The organism is Methylomonas sp. AM2-LC (assembly GCF_039904985.1).
GTDB lineage: Bacteria > Pseudomonadota > Gammaproteobacteria > Methylococcales > Methylomonadaceae > Methylomonas.
Genome location: NZ_CP157005.1, coordinates 14,883 through 35,700 on the forward strand (window position 1 = coordinate 14,883; position 20,818 = coordinate 35,700).

At 39.4% G+C, this 20,818-nt stretch carries 11 protein-coding genes; 6 read left to right on the forward strand and 5 right to left on the reverse strand.

What is annotated here, in order from left to right; all coding sequences use genetic code 11:
• Positions 1 to 31: 31 nt before the first annotated feature.
• From ABH008_RS00070 to ABH008_RS00080, 3 genes are all read right to left on the reverse strand, one after another.
• Positions 32 to 2,140 (reverse strand): adenylate/guanylate cyclase domain-containing protein, encoded by a 2,109-nt coding sequence (locus tag ABH008_RS00070; RefSeq protein ID WP_347987835.1) that lies wholly within the window; start codon positions 2,138 to 2,140, stop codon positions 32 to 34.
• A gap of 1,100 nt (positions 2,141 to 3,240) precedes the next feature.
• On the reverse strand, positions 3,241 to 6,714 hold the full coding sequence (locus ABH008_RS00075; RefSeq protein WP_347987836.1) for a FecR domain-containing protein: 3,474 nt from the start codon (positions 6,712 to 6,714) through the stop codon (positions 3,241 to 3,243).
• A 608-nt stretch (positions 6,715 to 7,322) separates the two neighbouring features.
• Positions 7,323 to 10,709, reverse strand: coding sequence for a FecR domain-containing protein (locus ABH008_RS00080; protein WP_347987837.1), 3,387 nt, complete (start codon positions 10,707 to 10,709; stop codon positions 7,323 to 7,325).
• Between the two features lie 289 nt (positions 10,710 to 10,998).
• Here ABH008_RS00080 and bamA point away from each other — a divergent pair, with 289 nt between their 5' ends.
• The 6 genes from bamA to dnaE all read left to right on the forward strand — a co-directional run bounded on the left by bamA (position 10,999) and on the right by dnaE (position 19,355).
• Positions 10,999 to 13,287 carry an outer membrane protein assembly factor BamA gene (gene bamA / locus ABH008_RS00085; protein ID WP_347987838.1) on the forward strand — a complete coding sequence of 763 codons (2,289 nt, stop codon included), beginning with the start codon at positions 10,999 to 11,001 and terminating at the stop codon, positions 13,285 to 13,287.
• An 85-nt stretch (positions 13,288 to 13,372) separates the two neighbouring features.
• Entirely contained in the window at positions 13,373 to 13,870 is a 498-nt protein-coding gene (locus ABH008_RS00090; protein WP_347987839.1) for an OmpH family outer membrane protein, read from the forward strand.
• A gap of 201 nt (positions 13,871 to 14,071) precedes the next feature.
• Positions 14,072 to 14,515, forward strand: a complete 444-nt coding sequence (fabZ, locus tag ABH008_RS00095) for a 3-hydroxyacyl-ACP dehydratase FabZ (RefSeq protein ID WP_347987840.1) — start codon at positions 14,072 to 14,074, stop codon at positions 14,513 to 14,515.
• Positions 14,516 to 15,286: an acyl-ACP--UDP-N-acetylglucosamine O-acyltransferase gene (gene lpxA / locus ABH008_RS00100; RefSeq protein ID WP_347987841.1), complete on the forward strand. Its 771-nt coding sequence runs from the start codon at positions 14,516 to 14,518 to the stop codon at positions 15,284 to 15,286. It begins immediately after the preceding gene.
• Complete coding sequence (gene rnhB, locus ABH008_RS00105; protein ID WP_347990009.1) at positions 15,283 to 15,852, forward strand: ribonuclease HII; 570 nt, start codon at positions 15,283 to 15,285, stop codon at positions 15,850 to 15,852. Before lpxA ends, rnhB begins: the two co-directional genes overlap by 4 nt.
• An 8-nt stretch (positions 15,853 to 15,860) precedes the next feature.
• Positions 15,861 to 19,355 (forward strand): DNA polymerase III subunit alpha, encoded by a 3,495-nt coding sequence (gene dnaE / locus ABH008_RS00110; RefSeq protein ID WP_347987842.1) that lies wholly within the window; start codon positions 15,861 to 15,863, stop codon positions 19,353 to 19,355.
• A 56-nt stretch (positions 19,356 to 19,411) separates the two neighbouring features.
• Here the strand turns inward: dnaE and ABH008_RS00115 are convergent, their stop codons facing one another.
• Complete coding sequence (locus ABH008_RS00115; protein ID WP_347987843.1) at positions 19,412 to 19,822, reverse strand: biopolymer transporter ExbD; 411 nt, start codon at positions 19,820 to 19,822, stop codon at positions 19,412 to 19,414.
• A 5-nt stretch (positions 19,823 to 19,827) separates the two neighbouring features.
• The gene (locus ABH008_RS00120) at positions 19,828 to 20,493 is read right to left on the reverse strand and encodes a MotA/TolQ/ExbB proton channel family protein (protein WP_347987844.1); all 666 of its coding nucleotides are present in this window, start codon (positions 20,491 to 20,493) and stop codon (positions 19,828 to 19,830) included.
• Positions 20,494 to 20,818 lie beyond the last annotated feature (325 nt).

Genomic DNA, 20,818 nt, shown 5'->3' on the forward strand with positions numbered 1-20,818 from the left:
TATTAAATTGAATAGCGTTTTAACAGGGGAACTATTTTTCATCTAATTTCACATATCCCCATTCCAGGGGGGGATGTTTAAGATAACTGAGTGCCAATTTTAAATAAAATCTGCTTGGCCCATCTTCACCGAACTTATCCAACAAGTTTTGGAAGCAGAAAACGGCATCTTGCCAATTACCCGCTTGAAAAGCAATCAAACCTTTAGAAAATTGCTGGCATATTGCGCTCTGAATATCACTAACCTCTTGTTGCATAGTGATTATCTCGACTAAATCAAGTGGTTGTTCGCGCCCCACCACACAAAACTTTCCGACCGTACGATAATAAATAGTGTCTGTATTGGACACAATAGCTTTGGTTGCTAAAATTCGCGTCCCCAAAACCTTATTAACACTTTCTATACGAGAGGTAATGTTTGGTGTGTTACCAACCGCGCCGAAAAACCTGTGTCCACCCGCATATATCGGTCCCAATTTGATATCACCCTCAAACAATCCAATACGAACAGGTAAACATACATTACTGGTAGCATTGAACCTCTCAACTGCTCGAAGGATTTCCAATGCAGCTAAACAAGCGGATAAGCGTAACTTTTGAATAGGCATATCAAACCATACTGCCATCATCGCATCACCGGTAATATCATTAATTTTTCCAGAATGAGCAATGACCGATTCACCCAGCGTGTTAAAAAAAGTAGCGCGTAAGTCATGCATGCGTTCTGTGCTTAGTTGTTCAGCAATATCGGTATAACGCTCAATATCCGTGATTAAACATACGCTACGTACCGTCTTTTTCGCCGTTGAAAACGGTAGCCAAGCCAATAAATCCCATGCTGAAATAAACACTAATTGCAAAAATGGCACTATTATTGGCAACCACCAGCCATAACGACTGAAACACCAAATAGCAACACCCACATAAATACCAATCAGTGACAGGCTGATTATCACACCTCTAAACCAGCCTAATTGCGTAAACAAGGCTGTCAGCAAAAAACCATAACCAACCAGCAAAACATAATGCCACATGCCAGGCAACGGTCGAATAAAACGATCTGTGTATAAATTAGCAAACTGAGTTGCCATAATTTCTACTCCAGACATATTGCCGTTAGTGGTATCAGAGTAAGGTGTCTGGAAATAATCAAGGTCATCATTATTGGCCGCCGCAAAGCGTTTCGCCTTGCCAACAAAGACAACTTTGCCTTGCAAATTGTTTACATTACTATTGTATACATCAAGATACGATTCCATGCGTAAAGTGCGTGCAGGCCCATAAAAATCAAGATACATATTATTGTGCTGACAAAGCACGCGATCAATATGAGACTCTAGCTTATTTTTATCAGTCGCAATATTTATAACATTATCTAAATAATATCCACAATTTCTGATACGCTCACTTAACCAAGTGGCATAAGGTTTATCAGACGGTATTAAAGCTGATAATGCAGCGTTATGATTTAGATAATAGAGCCAAGTAAGCACCGGTAAACTAGGTGCCTCTGCAAGATTATCATAAATGTTCCAGACATTACGAATAACGGGATTTCCAGCATCGTTGTCCACATAATAGGGTGCATGAGCTAATGCTGAATCAGCCAGCATTGAAGTAGGTGGAATAATACGCATGGCAAACAACTGATCAGAAACATGTTGACCTGTTTCACCCAACATCTGCGCAAAAGGTTTTCTAAATTCACTATTATCAGAACATTTTCTGCCGTCAAAGTCATCCTTGCCGCCAAGCCAAAGTTTCTGAACACAATCGCCTAACAGAACGTTACCCGCTTCTTGAATAGCCGTTGCAAGTGCTGGATCAGTTGTAGGTGCGGAGACTATAAAATGCAAATCGAAGACAATTAACGCTACTTGCTGACGCTGTAACTCTTGAATTAGTTTGCCATGAAAACTACGCCAATTTACATAGTGATCATTAACGTTTAAAGCATTTTCGGACTCAACATCATCCATCGCTACAATAACGACTTCGGTTGGAGAGGGGCGTGCACCACGAATTTTGAATAGAGTATCTAAACCTAAAGTAGATTCTAGGCTGGTAAAATCAAAAATGCCAATACCTAAAATACCCGTGATTAGACTAATGAGAATGGTACGTTGGAAAAAGAGTGTCATGTAAATATTTTGTGGACAAAACACATGGGAACCTCAAAAACCTTGCAATTCAACCTTAGAGATAGGTGCTAATGTATATTGGATATATACTAAGCATATGTCGATTTGCAATTTTTAATACCTCTAAACATCATAAGCTTATATGATGGCCCATAAACTTCAGCCCATCAAAGTACAAGGGTTATCAGCCATTAAGATTTTCTGCGGAGCCTTACGGCAAAGGGCGCCGATAGGCCCGTATAGCTCTTGCATGGCAAGCTTCGTAGTACATTCAGGTTTGTTATCACTTTAAGTCTCTCTGCTTATCTTAGGTAATTAATGTTGCTGAATTTTGTACGTAATCAGGTAAGATCAGAATTATATTTTTGTTTCTTAATGTTTTACCAATAACTAGTACTTATGCGTTATGGTACACGTTGGTGAAGGTGGGCAATGTCCATTAATACTAGTTTTAACACTACTAACGACTGGTATTTGTGGTGTTGGCCAAGTTATAGTATTTATAGTCATATCACAAGTATAAGACGTTGAACCATCAATAAAATTAGAATATTGATCACAAATCGTAAATTTTGACGGAGCCTTTAGACTTAAAACTACTTTTGTGTTTTCTGGATTGAGCGGATTCCCTAAAATAAAATAATAAGTACTAAAAATGCTAATCATTATAGTAATGGTATTTATAGAGTAAGGATGATTATGTATTAAATTTTGTATTAGATATTGTAATTTTTTTAAGATCATAATTTTCACTTTAATTGAAGAAAAAACACACAGCTGAATTATTATTATAATTAATGAATAATCTACAGCTGTTAAATAATAGTAGCCCCGTGAAATAGCAAAGCCAACAATCTAACTCATTGCACCTCTTTTCAACCACATATAAACACTAAACCCTTACATATTTTAAACGCAACTTATATTATAAAACACAACAAAATATGAACATCATATTTATATCACAATTTTAGGATAAACGTATTTTATATTTAAATATCAATTTTTTTCCAAATACAATCAAATTATTTTCGATTTTCATAATACAGTTTTATAAAAAAATACAACATTCAATTTCGACAGTATTTTTTAAAAAAATATTAAAATGCCAAGGTTATCCTAGAGAAAATGACTCGACCCGGTGCTATAGTAACATCATTATAATCGGTATTCTGGTAGTTAAATTTATCACTAAATAAATTATTAACACCAATGCTAATCATGCCATGTCTTTTAGGAATTCTGTAACTTAAATTCAAATCAGAAACAAAAAAATCCGAAACACCATTAGTTGTATTATTAGTGCTCTGGTTTTGAAACTCACCAGATTGATGTACAAAGGAGTTTTTAATTTTAATAGAAAATCCAGATGTATCAAAAAAACTTACTGTTAAAGGTATTCTATGTGTTTCAACGCTATTGAACATACCAAGATTAGCATAGGCATTGGTACTTGAAATACTTAATCCTGTCTGATTAATTTTCTCATAAAAATATTCAAGCCCAAGCGAAAATTGATCATGTGGTATAAAATTAAAATAGGCTCTACCAATCTGTTCAGACCTATATAAACCATAAAATAGTTGCGGTATATCAAGGTTTCTTTTAGAAAATTCTAAACCTGATGAAAAATTATTCGAAAACTTATGATCAACTCCAAATCCAGAACGCCAAGAAATAGTTCCAAGAATATCATCGAAAAATTGATTAAACCCAGCAACTTGAGTTGGTTCAATAGTCTGACTAAAATTTCGTGCGATACTTGATGCTCGAAAGAATGCAGTACGAAAAGTGGTTGCATTATTAGGTGACCACATTAAACCAAACTTTGGATTTAACAGTGAAAGCTTATCTTCGGTTTGATCCGTAGGTAAATTGTTATACCAATCTACACTAAAACCCAGAGTTAACGTAAATTTTTCAGGTAAATAAATTTTTGAGTAATTATAAAAATTAGCTCTTTTTAGACGACTTTCGTGGACCTTAAATGAAGATGTAACTGAACTACTATCACCAATAGATATACCATCAAAAGTAAAAAAATCTACCGATGAAGTTAATGAAGAATTGTATTTAATAGAATCTTGGTCAAGATACCCAACTCCATTAATAATGTTAAATTTAGAATCAATGAAATTGTGTTGTAATTCTGAAATAAACCCTCTACGATTGTAATTATTTAAATTTGTTTTTGTTGTTGCATTGCTATCAATAATTCCAGTATCAGGGTCTGTGTTTAATGTCATTTTTGTACTGAGATCACTTTGATGAACATCGACAGATTGATAAATTGCTGATGTAATTAACGAAGATTTAGGATTAAACTCATAATGACCGCCTACTCTGTAACTATCGACACTTGTATTCTGACTATAATTTTTATCAAAATTACTTCGATCAAAATTAAGACCTAAATCACCATTACCGGTCACTTCATGCCGATACTCAAACTGCAGATTTAATTTATCACTCACTTTATTTTGCAAAAATGCGTTATACATATTACGCTTAAAAAAGTTATTTTCCCGAAAGCCATCAGTACCATAATTAAACTGTCCCAAACTAAATGACAGATTGTCATGAATACCCGACAACTGGGCATTATCACCAATCGTGTTATTACCCCCGTAAATACCCGAAGCCTGTAGCGACATGCGATTATATTCAAACAAAGGATTAAATTCATTAAAACCCAAAGAACCCGGTCCTAAGCTGTTTAACACAAACAAACTACTTTCTGCCAAATTGGGCTGTATGGGGGTAATATTGATTGGTTGCAGCAACTGCGATTGCAATAACTCACTAACTCTGGCAATTTCGTGTCTAGGCAAGGCCGCATAATCATCCGCCAGCAAACGATGCGCCGAATAATTATTAGAATCGGCATTAAGCGATTTCCAACCCTGTAACAAACCTAATTGCTGATAGCCTAATTCGTCGTAAATACGCCCTTGCGCAGCGCTACGTGCGGCCAAATCCTTATCAAGAGACAAGCTTGAACGGTAAACAGCACGATTATCATTCAAATCAATAGCTTTTGATATATCGCTTAACGCAGAAACAGGTCGATTAGTGGTTAATTTTAGAATAGCGTTATATAGAAAAGCGGTGGGGTCCTTGGGATCACGTTGCTTGGCTAAATCCAGTTCGTTTTGCGCCAGTTCGTTGCGTTTTTCTTCATAATAGGCTTTGCCTAGATAACTGCGTATCATGGCATTTGCTGGATCAAGGCCAGCGGCAATTTCCAAATCCTGACGACCTTCTGCAAGCTCACCATTACGAATTCGCGCTAAACCCAAACCCAAACGCGCTAACGGCGAGGCAGAATCCAGGTTTACAGCTTTACTAAAAGCTTGGAATGCAGGAGCCGTATTGCCATGTAAAAGATATGAGAAACCTAGTACGGTTTGGGTACGTTCCAAATCAGGATCTAGTTTAAATGCCTGTTCTGCAGCCTGATCTGTATCAACTGTCAATCCTAGCGAAAGCTCCAACTCTGCTTTACGTGCCCAGACCAAGGCATCGCGTGGAGCATTTTTTACCGCTTGATCAGCTGCATGCAAAGCATTTTCCAACTCGAATCGACTTTGCTCGGCATAGGACAATGCAGAAAATGCAGCCGCAGAGCTTGGATCGGCAGAAATGGCTTGATTCGCCAAATCATAGGCTTGCTCTTTATGATTTTGTGTTAATGCCAATACGGAGAGTAAGGCCAAAGCTTCAGCATCATTAGGTTTTTTGCTCTGAACCAGCTTGATATCCTCTAACGCCAGTTCAATCCTCCCCAAACTGAGTAGCATAGCTCCACGTACTTTGAAATAATAAAATTCTCGCTGCTCAGGTGATACCGCATTTAAGCGAGCAAGAGCCTTATCAATTTTGCCATGCCGAAAATCAGCTAACGCTAACTGTAAATCCTGATTATTGCCTCCGTCTATATCCGCAGCAGCGTTATATGGCAACAAAGACGGGTAATAGAGTGCCCAGTTAACAGCATCATTAGGCTTGATATCGATTTGTACTCTTGGAATTTGGCCTAATTCTGCAATAGCTGTTTCTCCAGCTTTAAGCTGGAGATCACCTAAGTTATTAAACAATCTGACTGCACCTTCATACACCCATAATGAAGTTGCGCCCTGATCTGCATGTAATGCAAATTCTGTGCCTTCAGGCCCTGCGCTGGCAATTGGCGTAGTAATCAACATATGCCTAGGTGTGCGGCTAATAAAATGCACAAAACCTTTTAGCAAATCCAGCGCTGTGGGTTTATTGACGGCTATGCCATTTAATGACAACACGGTACCTGCATCCAGACGTAGTAGTATCTTATCAGGCAATAGAATCGACGCACGACTATGGCTATCTAATCGCACACGCCCGCCCTCGCAGAGGATGTCATTCAATTGTGCGGGCTGCCATTGGCCCTGGCCATTCCCATCAAAAAATAAATCGCCTTGTAAGGAAACCACTTTTGCTGCATTCTGTTCTGAGCATAATTTTCTTTCGGCAATATCATCTCCCGCCGAACAAATGGACGAAAACAAAACCAGCAGCAAAACAACAAGGAGATACATACGCTTTTGAGTTATTTTTTCTGTGAATCTAATCACAAAAACATACTCTCATCAAGACATAAATCAAAAAAATTAGTGATGTTTAGCTTATGCTAAGAAGATTGACCCAAAAAGCTACTTACCGTTTTAAATAGTAGAAGAGAAAATTTATCCTTTTTTATCTACTACTATTTCTTTAAATTAGGGACAAGTCTTTTTAGCGCTTGTGCTGCAAATATATTGTCCGGGATGCACAACTGGAGGTTGTGCTGGTGGGCATGCATTGACATAACATATGCTGGAAGTACCGCCAGGAGGTGGATAAACAAATGTTTGCATACAAGAATATCCACCGTCAATTGAATACGTTGAACATATAGTTTCAGTTGGCGTGGAGGAATTCTCTGCAAAAAGAATAATGCTCAAAAAAACTACAATACCTATACCATATGCTAACAATTTATTATTAGTCATGAGACTTTTTAATGTTGTTAAATTCATAATAATCAATACCTTGCTAAATTTAGCTGTAAAAATATATATCTTAACTTGTTAACATTAGAATACTTAAAAACATAGTTAATACTACCTTTAAATATTACTAACACACATACCCATGTATACCTACATTAAAAAGCTAAGGTAACTCTCGAATATAATACCCGGCCTGGCACTATAGTTACGTTATTATAGTCGGTATTCTGATAATTAGAAGTTTCATTAAATATATTGTTAGCACCTAGACTTAACATTCCATATCTTGCTGGCAATCGATAGTTAATATTCATATCTGAAACAACGAAACTGGAATTGCTAGACAATGAAGTCAGAGCAGTTGGATTTTGAAAAAACCCAGATTGAAACACTAAAGAGTTTTTAAACTTTAACGTTAATCCTGACGAATCAAATAAACTTATTGTCAACGGAATTCTATGCGTTTCAACATCATTAAACAAACCATAGATATAAGCATTATCTCTACTGTAACCCAATCCTGGCTGATCAATTTTTTCATAAAAATATTCCAATCCAAGAGCCACCCAATCTTTAGGCATATAATTTAAATAAGCTCTACCGGTATGTTCAGCCCTATAAACTCCCCCATCTGAAACATAAAGATTGCGTTGTGAGTATTCAACACCTGAAGCCAACTGGTTAGAAAACTTGTGATCTATGCCGACACCATAGCGCCATGACACCGTACCAATTGCATCATCAAAAAACTGGTTAAAGCCAGCAACCTGCGTAGGTTCTATAGTTTGATTAAAAGAATTGGTAACACTTAGCACTCGAAAAATAGCCGTACGTAAAGTGGTAGAAGATGTTGGATTCCAGACAATGCCAAATTTCGGATTGAGCGGTTTTAGCTGTACAACATCATTTTTATAAAAATCAGCACTTAAACCTAAAGTAGTTGATAAATTGTCAGATAAATAAAATTTCGAATAATTGTAAAAATTGGTTCTTCGTAAGCCATAAATTGATGATTGGGGTGTACTTAGAAGTTGCTCTTGAAAAGGTATACTAATAAATCCTGGTTGATTTAGTGTATTAATTGCTTGATGATCGATATGACCAAATCCACTCAAGATACTTACTTTTGAATTGCTATAGTTATGCTGCAATTCAGTAATAAACCCATTTCTACTGAGTGCATTAGTATTAAAAGTTTGTTCCAGAAAAAAAGGTAGTGCGCTAATAGTGCTTGTATTGTTGTTTATTAAATCAATTTTCTGATAAATAGCTGACCCTATCAATGAAGAATTAGGGCTAAACTCATAGCGCCCTCCCAGCCGATAGCTGTCGATATTTTTGCTTTGATTTAAGGTATTATCGAAATTACTTTTATCAAAATTTAAGGCCAAATCTCCATTTGTTGTTACCTCATGCCGATACTCAAACTGCAAATTTAATTTATCACTGATTTTATCTTGCAAAAATGCATTATACAGATTCCGCTTAAAAAAATTGTTTTCCCTAAACCCATCGGTACCGTAATTAAACTGCCCAAAACTATAAGATAGATTGTCATGAATACCCGACAACTGCACATTATCACCCAGCGTGTTATTACCCCCGTAAATACCTGAAGCTTGTAAGGACATCCGGTTATATTCAAACAACGGATTAAACTCATTAAAGCCCATAGAACCTGGGCCTAAACTGTTTAATACAAACAAACTGCTTTCTGCCAAATTTGGCTGAATGGGAGTGATGTTGACCGGCTGCAGTAACTGCGATTGTAGCAACTCGCTGACTTTTGCAATCTCGTGCCTGGGTAAGGCGGCATAATCATCGGCCAATAAGCGATGTGCCGAATAATTGTTTGAATCTACATTGAGCGATTTCCATCCCTGTAACAAACCTAACTGCTGATAACCTAATTCGTCGTAAATACGCCCTTGCGCAGCGCTACGTGCCGCCAAATCCTTATCGAGAGACAAACTTGAACGGTAAACAGCCCTATTATCATTCAAATCAATGGCTTCCGATATATCGCTTAACGCAGCAACAGGTCGATTAGTGGTTAATTTCAGAATAGCATCATATAGAAAAGCGGTGGGATCTTTTGGATCACGTTGCTTGGCTAAATCCAGTTGATCTTGTGCCAGCTCGTTGCGTTTTTCTTCATAATAGGCTTTACCCAAATAGCTGCGTATCATGGCATTAGCCGGATCAAGGCCAGCGGCAATTTCCAAATCCTGACGACCTGTGGCAAGCTCTCCATTACGAATTCGTGCCAAACCTAAACCCAAACGCGCCAACGGCGAGGCGGAATCTAGATTTACAGCTTTACCAAAAGCCTGTAATGCAGCGGCCGTATTGCTATGTAACAAATATGCGAAACCTTGTACGGTTTGGGTACGCTCTAAATCAGGATCAAGTTTATATGCCTGCTCTGCCGCCTGGTTCGTATTAGCCGTCAATCCTAAAGAAAGTTCTAATTCCGCTTTGCGCGCCCAGACCAAGGCATCTTGTGGAGCACTTTTTACCGCTTGATCAGCTGCATGCAAAGCATTTTCCAACTCAAATCGGCTTTGCTCAGCATAGGACAAGGCAGAAAATGCTGCCGCAGAATCTGGATCTATATTAGTAGCTTGATTTGCAAGAACATAAGCTTGCTCTTTATGGTTTTGAGTTAATGCTAACACCGAAAGTAAAGCTAAGGCTTCCGCATCATTTGGATTTTTGCTCTGTACTTTCTTGATATCGTCTAGTGCTGGCTCAACTCTACCCAAACTCAGTAGCATGGCTCCACGTACTTTGAAAAAGTAAGTCTCGCGTTGTTCAGGCAATACTGCATTTAAGCGCGTTAGCGCATTGTCAGTTTTGCCATGCCGAAAATCGGCTATAGCAAACTGTATTTCCTGTTTTATACCGGTTTGTTCCTCATTGCTAACAGGCAACAAGGACGGATAATAGAGTGCCCAATTGACAGCATCTAATGGTTTAATGTCAATTTGCGCTCTGGGCATTTGTCCTAATTCGGCAATAGCCGCTTCTCCTGGCTTAAGCCGAACACTTCCTAGGGTATTAAAAAATCTGACTGCACCTTCAAATACCCATAGCGAGGTAGCATCCTGTTCCGCGCTTAATGCGAATTCTGTGCCTTCGGGGCCAGCATTGGCAACTGGCGTAGTAATCTGCATATGCCTAGGTGTGCGGCTGATAAAATGCACAAAGCCTTTTAACAAATTTAACAGGGTGGGTTTATCAGCTGCTATGCCGTTTAATGTCAACACTGTACCTGCATCCAAACGCAATAGTATATTGTCAGGTAATAGTATTGAGGCTCGGCTATTATCTAATCGCACCCGCCACCCTTCGCAAAGATCGTCATTCAACTTTGCGGGTTGCCAATGCCCCTGACCCTCTAAATCAAAAAACAAATTACCTTGTAATGAAACCAATTTTGCTGCAATTTCAGCAGGACATAATTTTCTTTCAGCAATATCATTTTCAGCCCAACAAATGGGCGTAAATGAAATCAGTAGCAGAAAAATAAGGAGATGCATGTGCTTTATCAGTTGATTTTTCTATGAATATAATCACAAAAACATACAAGCATCAAGCCATAAATTATCTGTAAAATGTTGTAAGGACTGAGATTAAGCAATGCTATGGTTGACGAAAACTGATTTTATTTAATTACCCTTACATAGAAGTGATTTGATATTAGACGTAATTTTTATTCAAAATAGCATTGAGTTGTCAAAAATCTAACAGCCAAATAAAACGTAACCTCATCTGAACGCCCACCACATGATACAATTTAGTTATTTATTGCCTTTGTTGGTTGACCGCGTGAAAAGAAATACGGTTTTTCATATTTTATTGTTGAGTTACCTGATAGCCAAAACTGCATTTGCCGCAGACAGTTTTGTCGTTGAAGACATTCAAGTCAGAGGGTTACAAAGAATTTCTGCAGGTACTGTTTACAACTATTTGCCAGTAAATATTGGCGACGAATTTCCAGAAGAGAAGCAGGCAGTTGCAATTAGAGCTCTATTCAATACTGGCTTTTTTAAAGATATCAGCCTTGAAAAAGAAGGTAATGTCTTAGTGGTTAATGTTGTAGAGCGCCCTTCTGTAGCTAAAATTGCTATAGAGGGCAATAAGGACATTAAAAAGGAAGACCTCACCGAAGCCTTGAAAAAAATTGGCTTAACAGAAGGCAAAGTCTACAACAAACAGGTTCTTGATAAAGTTGAACAAGAGTTACGGCGTCAATATTTTAGCCATGGAAAATATGGCCTTAAGATCAAAACAGAAGTCACCGAATTGTCCCGCAATCGTGTCGCCATTCGTATTGATATTTCCGAAGGAAAAGTCGCAAAAATTAAACAGATCAATATAGTTGGCAATAACGCCTTTCCTAACGACAAACTTAAAAAAGACTTTGAACAAAGTCCAACCAATTTTTTATCTTTTTATAGTAAAGACGACCAATACTCCAAACAAAAACTATCTGCAGACCTTGAAAAGTTACGCTCCTATTATTTGGATCGTGGTTATATTAATTTTTCCATTGAATCAACACAGGTGGATATCACTGCGGATAAAAAAGAAATCTATATAACCATCAACGTCAAAGAAGGCGAGGTTTACACTTTGGATAAAGTGAAACTAAATGGCGAATTGATTGTTGCTCCAGAAGAATTGACAAAACTAGTGAAAGTAGGGCCTGGCGAGATTTTTTCACGTAAAAACGCGACAGAAACATCAAAAGCCATTTCTGATAGACTCGGAAACGAAGGATATACTTTTGCTAATGTCAACATGGTACCCGACATTAATGAACAACAAAAAACCGTAACCATGACATTTTTTGTTGATCCAGGGAAGCGTGTTTATGTAAGACGTATAAACGTCAAAGGCAATACTAAAACCCGTGATGAAGTGGTACGCAGAGAAATGCGGCAAATGGAATCCAGCTGGGCAGCCAGTAATAAAATTGAGCGTTCGAAAACCCGTCTGGAAAGATTAGGTTATTTTGAAGAAGTTGGCGTAGAAACGCCCCCTGTTGCGGGTGCCGCAGACCAGATTGATGTCAATTACACTGTCAAGGAAAAAGCATCTGGCAACTTACAAGCGGGTGTTGGTTATTCACAGGTGCAAGGCATTATTTTCAATGCCAATATTTCTCAGGATAATATTTTTGGTACCGGCAAAAGGGTCGATTTAGCCTTTAATAATAGTTCAATCATGACGCGTTACAACTTGGGCTTTAGTGATCCTTATTACACTCTAGATGGTGTATCTCTGGGTTATAACCTGGGTTACACCACGCGTAATGCTTATGCCGCCAACTTGGCTAGTTACAATACTCGAGTTGAAAATGCCAGTATGAACTTTGGTATTCCGCTAAACGAGTTTAATCGGTTAGGCTTTGATGTGGAAGTTAAAAACACAAACATATCATCAACATCTATATCCTCGACCCAAATTCTTAACTATATTGCTAAAAATGGTAACCATTTTGCCGTTTTAGATGTCTCAGCAGGTTGGACTCACGACACTCTGGATCGGCCCACTTTCTCACATCGTGGTGGTCAGCAACGTATCTCAGGACTTGCAACAGTACCTGGCAGCGGGCTGGAATACTTCAAAGTCACTTATAAACACCAGCATTTTTTCCCTTTATCCAACGACTTCACTTTCCGCTTGTTGGGCGAAGTGGATCATGGTGGCGGCTATGGTAAAACCTCAGAACTACCCTTCTTTGAAAACTATTACGCAGGTGGAACCAATGATGTTCGAGGCTTTATGCAAAACACTCTGGGTACCAGAGACTCAAACAACAGACCTTTTGGTGGTTCAACCAAAGCCATAGGTAAAGCGGAATTATTCTTCCCTCTGCCGTTTTTAAGTGAGCTAAAATCGGTCCGAGTGGGAACCTTTTTAGATGGCGGTACATTGGCCAACAGTTTGAGCTTGGGTGGATTAAACAACAACTTCCGCTATTCAGCTGGCTTGTCTGGTGAATGGTTATCTCCATTCGGAGCCCTTGCAGTCAGTATTGCACATCCCTTAAATCCACAGGCCAATGACTTGACACAAGCCTTCCAATTTACCTTTGGCTCAGGATTTTAGTTTAGTTTAAATGTTTTTTACCTTATAATTTATTATTGTATTTTATCAATTCCCCCAAAAAACTTAGCCGGAGATGGTTATAACCATGAAAATTAGAATTTCGTTGTTTTTTATGCTGATGTTAATGGCTGGCTTTAGCCATGCAGAATTAAAGATTGGTTATGTTGACCTTGGCAAGGTTATGGAAAAGTCACCGCAAGCGGCAAAAGCTAAAACTCGCTTGGAAAACGAATTTTCCTCACGCGTAAAAACTCTGAAATCTCAGGCTAAGGAACTGCAAACTTTAGAAGATAAACTTAGCAAAGATTCAGCCATCATGAGTGAAGAGGAACGTCGCAAACTCGAAAAAGATGTACTGGAGAAAAGACGTGACGCAGCAAGAGCTCAACAAGAATACAGTGAAGACGTCAATTTGCGTAGAAATGAAGAAATGGGCAATCTGCAAAAACACCTTTTTGAAGTCGTAAAATCACTGGCTAAAGAAGAATCTTTTGACTTATTAATTACCGATGTTCTTTATGCTAATGAGCAAATTGATGTTACCAATCGGGTGCTGCAAAAACTGGAAACCATTCCTCAGTAATACAGTTTATCCTTTCGACAACCAGAGTTTATTCACGTATTAATCATCAGCATTGCCGATGACTTTATGAAGCAATTCAGTTGGAATAAGGTATGATCTTCGAACAAAATTTCTTGAGCGGCTTACCTCAAGAAATGTATAAATTGCATTAAATACGAGGAAAACGCTCTGTTTTCCTCCATTACATTTCTTCCTAGCACTATGACCGGAACACTCGATATATTACAAATCCAGGAATTCCTGCCACACCGCTACCCATTTTTATTGGTGGATAAGGTAATTGAATATGAACCTCGCGTTCGTTTGTTAGCCGTAAAAAATGTCACCTTTAACGAACCTTTTTTCCAAGGCCACTTTCCACACTTGCCTATTTTTCCAGGTGTTTTAATTTTAGAAGCTTTAGCACAGGCTACAGGCTTGCTTGCAGCAATGAGTGACGATTCATTAGGCAAAGGCATGACTTATTATTTGGCAGGCATTGATAACGCCCGTTTTAAAAAACCAGTTGTACCGGGTGATCGATTAATGCTGAATATTACCTACCTGAAAAACAAACGTAATATTTGGTCTTTCGACTGCCGAGCGGAAGTCGAAGGTGAATTGGCAGCCAGCGCTCAAATCATGTGCGCTGCAGCGGTGGATTAAATGATAGACCCTAGAGCAGTGGTACACATTAATGCAGATTTGGCCGATGACGTAAAGGTCGGACCTTTTTCAATTATTGGTCCCGATGTGCAAATCGATTCTGGAACCGAAATTGGCCCTCATGTAGTCATTAAAGGTCCAACCATTATTGGCAAAGAAAATAGTATTTATCAATTCACTTCCATTGGTGAAGACCCTCAAGACAAAAAATATGCTGACGAAATCACCCGCCTGGAAATCGGTGACCGTAATGTTATCCGAGAATTTTGCACTATGCATCGAGGTACTCAGCAAGATAAAGGATTAACTTTTATCGGTAACGATAATCTATTCATGGCATATACACATGTCGCACATGATTGCGAAATTGGCGATCATGTTATTATGGCTAATGGTGCATCGATTGCGGGACATGTGCATGTTGGTGATCACGCCATCCTCGGTGGCTTTACCTTGGTGCACCAATTTACCCAAATTGGTGAATATAGCTTTTCGGCCATGGGTAGCGCAATTACCCAAGATATTCCACCGTTTGTGATGGTAGGAGGCAGGCCCACCCGACCTCATGGCATCAATTCTGTAGGAATGGAACGAAATGGTGTGCCACCGGAAGTTATCCGACAAATTCGTAAAGCATACAAAATTCTTTACAAAAACAATTTACGTCTTGAGGATGCCATTGAAGAAATGGAAGACATGGCGGGCGAAAGTAACGAATTGTCCAACATGGTCAGTTTTCTGCGTAATGTCACCCGAGGTATCCTCCGATAGCAACACAACGTATTGCTGGCATTGACGAGGTTGGCAGAGGATGCATAGTGGGTCCTGTATTTGCTGCCGCTGTGATTCTTAACCCACAAAAGCCAATTAATGGTCTAACTGATTCAAAGAAACTCAGCGAAAAAAAACGCGAGCAACTGGCTAAGCAAATTCAGGAGTCTGCTCTTTGCTGGAGCATAGCGCGTGCTGAAGCTAGCGAAATTGATAACATCAATATTCTACAAGCAACACTTTTAGCCATGCAACGAGCTGTTTCGCAACTGGAATATCCGCCAGATTATGTCTTGGTTGATGGTAATCGATTACCAAAATTGAATTGCCCAGGCCAAGCTATTGTGCAAGGTGATTTATTAGTGCCTGAAATTTCTGCGGCATCCATTTTGGCTAAAGTTGCTCGAGATGCAGAAATGCAAACGCTGGACAGACTTTATGCAAATTATGATTTTTCGGTGCATAAAGGCTATCCCACCCCAATGCACATTTTAAAACTTCAGCAACTGGGCGTAACCGCGCAACATCGAAAATCTTTTGCCCCGGTAAAAAAATACCTCACCTAAAATCACCCATGCTACCGACATTTATTCATCTTAGAATCCATACTGAATTTTCTTTGATTGATGGGATTGTCAAAATAAAACCTCTAGTTAAAAAGCTGGCTGATTTTGCTATGCCCGCTGCTGCGATCACTGAACAGAGTAATATGTTCTCTTTGGTCAAGTTTTATAAATCTGCACAAAACTCTGGCATTAAACCTATCGTTGGCGCAGATGTATTAATTTTTAACGAAGATGAACCCAGCGTACCGCACAAACTGACATTACTTGCTCGAAATAAAAAAGGCTATGTCACACTCACTGAATTAATTTCACAAGGTTATCAAAACGGTCAGCATCAAGGGATACCGATGCTGCAAAAAAGCTGGATAGAAAATAATCATGATGGCTTAATCGCATTATCAGGAGCACTAGAAGGAGACATTGGTAAAGCGTTAATTGCCGAAAATGATGAACTTGCAAAAGACTACGCGAAATATTGGGCAACATTGTTTAAAAATAGTTTTTACCTTGAGCTACAAAGAGTCGGTAAATCCAATGAAGAACGCTATATTAAACAAGTAGTAGACTTGGCTTCAGAACTTGATTTGCCTGTTGTAGCGACTAATGATGTTCGCTTTATCAAAAAGAGTGATTTTGAAGCGCATGAAGTCAGAGTCTGTATTCATCAAGGTCGAGTTTTAGATGATAGTCGTCGCCCTAAAAACTATACCAAGCAACAATACTTACGTAGTGCTGAGGAAATGGCTGAATTATTTGCCGACATTCCAGAAGCACTTACCAATACCGTAGAAATTGCCAAACGCTGTAACGTGGAACTTATACTAGGCGAAAACTACCTACCTGATTTCCCGGTTCCTTCTGGCAAAACCTTGGATAGTTATTTTAAGGAAGTCTCTCGACAAGGTTTGGAAGAACGTCTAAAACAATACCCACCTATTGGTACTGGCAGCTTTTTAGAACGTCGCACGGTTTATGATGAACGCTTGGAAATAGAATTAAACGTCATCACGCAAATGGGTTTTCCTGGATATTTCATGATCGTAGCCGATTTTATCCAGTGGGCAAAAAACAATGCCATTCCAGTGGGTCCAGGTCGAGGCTCTGGCGCGGGATCGCTGGTTGCTTATGCTCTAAAAATAACCGACTTAGACCCCATTGAATTCGATTTGTTATTTGAGCGCTTTCTGAATCCTGAACGTGTATCCATGCCGGATTTTGATATCGACTTTTGCATGGAACGACGCGATGAAGTGATCGAATATGTTGCTAATCATTATGGTCGCGACCGAGTATCCCAAATCATTACTTACGGATCTATGGCCGCAAAAGCCGTCATTCGCGACGTTGGCAGGGTATTATCGTTTGCTTATGGATTTGTTGACCGACTGGCTAAACTGATTCCTTTTGAAATTGGCATGACACTGGAAAAAGCCCTAAATGACAGCGCCGAACTAAAAGCACTCTACGATAGCGAAGAAGAAGTCAAAACTTTGATCGACATGGCACGTTCCCTGGAAGGCATTTCCCGAAATGCAGGTAAACATGCAGGCGGCGTAGTTATCTCTCCCACCAAACTGACCGATTTTAGCCCTCTGTATTGCGAACAGGGCGGTGGAAATTTAGTCACTCAATTTGATAAAGACGATGTTGAAGCAGTAGGTCTGGTTAAATTCGACTTTCTAGGTTTACGTACCCTCACCATCATTGATTGGGCGCTACAAACCATTAACAAGCTAAGACAGCTGCGTGGCGAAACAGCTATCGATATTAGTCAAATTCCGCGAGATGACCTGCCTAGTTATGAGCTTTTAAAACACGCACAGACCACCGCTGTTTTTCAGCTCGAATCGCGAGGCATGAAAGAGCTGATCAAAAAGTTAAAACCAGATTGTTTTGACGACATTATTGCATTAGTTGCTCTGTTTCGCCCAGGCCCACTAGAATCCGGCATGGTGGACGATTATATAAATGTTAAACACGGCGCTAAAGCAGAATATGCTCACCCGCTACTAATCCCCATCCTTAAACCCACTAATGGTGTCATTCTCTATCAAGAACAAGTAATGCAAATTGCCAGGGAGATGGCAGGATACACTCTAGGTGGCGCGGATATGCTACGAAGAGCCATGGGTAAGAAAAAACCCGAAGAAATGGCAAAACAACGGGAAATTTTTACCGAAGGCGCTATCAAAAATAATATTGATGAATCGATCGCAACCTATATATTTGATTTAATGGAAAAGTTTGCTGGCTATGGTTTCAATAAATCCCATTCCGCCGCCTATGCTTTAGTCGCCTACCAAACTGCATGGCTAAAAGCACATTACCCAGCTGCTTTTATGGCCGCAGTAATGTCCTCTGATCTGGACAACACCGACAAAGTAGTGGTACTGATAGACGAATGCCGGGAAATGAAATTAGACATCTGTCCTCCTGACATCAATAGTTCTGATTATCGATTTACCATTAACGACAAAAATCAGATTGTATATGGCATAGGAGCAATAAAAGGAGTTGGTGAATCAGCTATTGAGGATCTACTAAAAGAACGTAACAACAACGGCTCTTACTCTGGTTTATACGACTTATGCAAACGCGTTGATCTACGCAAAGTCAATCGCCGAGTATTAGAGGCCTTAATTAAGGCAGGAGCGCTGGACTCTATCAATCCTAATCGTGCAGCTCATATGGCTGAGCTAACCACTGCACTTAAAGTAGCCGAACAGCATGGCAAAATGGCTCTAGCTGGGCAGAATGATCTATTCGGTCTCACTGAGCAAATAGAAAGTAGCTATAACGAAACGAACGCCTACACAAACCCGGTTGACCCATGGACAGAAAAAGAAAAACTGGACGCTGAAAAACAAACCTTGGGCTTATTTCTAACAGGACATCCGATTGCTGAATACCTACCGGAACTAAAACATATTACCAACGGTAATCTCGCCAGTCTATTAGCGGATGCCGAACGCTCAAAAAACAAAATGGAAGGCAGGGTTGCAGGTTTGATTGTTGAAATGCGTACCCGCCAAACCAAACAGGGCAAAATGATGGGCTTTGCCACTCTTGATGATCGCACCGGCCGTTTAGAAGTCGCAGCTTTTAGTGGTATCTATGAAAAGTATCGAAACTTGCTCAGCAAAGATAGTATATTGATTGCCGAAGGTTCTCTCAGTATTGATGATTTTAGCAATAATTTACGCATGACGGCGGAAAAACTCTACAGCATGGAACAAGCCCGAGACCTTTTTGCCAGAAGCATAGTACTAGAATTAAATGATGACAAATGGGCACAAGAACGACCATTTACCACAGAATTAGCCACTATTCTCAAACCCTATTGTGGTGGACAATGTCCAATTAGCATTGAGTATCAGGGCAGACAAGCAAAAACGACTCTACAACTGGGCGATGAGTGGCGAGTACACCCAACTGATGAACTTTTAATCAGATTAAGGCGACTTCTGTCATCGCAAAATGTACAAGTCAAATACAGAGCCTAGATACCCATCCAAGCAATTTTTCTAAATATTAAAAGCTACCAATATTAACCGCTTTTTCATTTTTCCACTGACACAAATGCTAGCTTGGAAATTCCAGCATGTTGTACTGTAGCCATTAACTCCGCTACTTTACCGTAATTGATGGCTTGATCAGCATAAATATGGACCACCATCTCTGGATTTTTAGCCAGTTCAATTTTCAGCCTTTCTTCCAAGCTATTTAAATCAGGAATTGGATTTTTATTTAGCGTAATTCCGCCTTGCGCATCAATACCTAACTGAAATGGCTGCTTTTGGGTATCAGGGGTAGTGGTGGCTGTTTTAGGTAAGGCCACATTCACTGATTGTGTTAACAAAGGTGCGGTTACTAATAGAATAATCACCAAAACCAACATTACATCGACAAGCGGTGTGACATTAATTTCGCTAACGGCTTCATCATCATCGCTATTGGTTTTAAATCCCATATTTCCTACTCCTTATTTGTGACATCACCAAAAGCAACATGCAAAAATCCTGCCACAAAATTTTCCAGCGAGGCTCTCAAATGCTTAGCTCTACGCAGAAAAAAGTTATAGGCTAATACAGCAGGCACAGCAACAGCAATACCAATTGCTGTTGCAATCAATGCGTCACCTATCGGCCCGGCCACCACATCCAAACTTGCAGAACCACTTTCACTAATATGGTGCATGGCATGCATAATCCCGACCACAGTACCAAACAAACCTACAAATGGAGCAGTACTCCCTATACTGGCTAACATAGTTAAGCCACTTTCCATTTTTCGTTGCTCTTCCTGTGTTTGCTTGCGTAACGCCTGCTCCAATAATTCTGCCGGAGAACCGCGAAACTTCAAACGAACAGAAGATTCTGGTTGACGCATAGCTGCCAACCAAGTGAAGCCGCAAGCGGCGATTCGTGCTTTGGGGCCTTTGGCTTTGTCTGCCGGTAAGGCTTCAGCAGCATTTAAATCAGGTGCATCCCAAAAAGCTGCATTGAATTGCTTATTGTAATAATTGTTCTTGGCAAACTGCCACATTTTAAAAAAAATTAAAGTCCATGTTATCAGTGAAAAAAACAACAAGGTATATAAAGTAATATCAATAACAACATCTTGGGCAACAAAGGAAGGCATTCATCTCTCCTGACTCTAGTCATCAAACTGAAAATTAATCGGTACTGTCACCGAACTATCCACGGCAATTTCACCTGGTTTATTTTGATAAAATCGCCTTTTTAAAAGCAGCTATTACTGCTGTGTCAATAATTTATGAGCAAAACCACGATTTAACCTCAACTTTTTCTATGCCCTGTTGCGTTCACTAACCCAACACTTGCCCCGCTTAACCTCGACAATATTCCTCCATAAAAAGGATGCCACAGAGATCCAATAAGTTTCTCTAAAGTTTTACATATAAGTAGATAACCAAACAGCATAAAATCTGGCAATTCTCGCACCA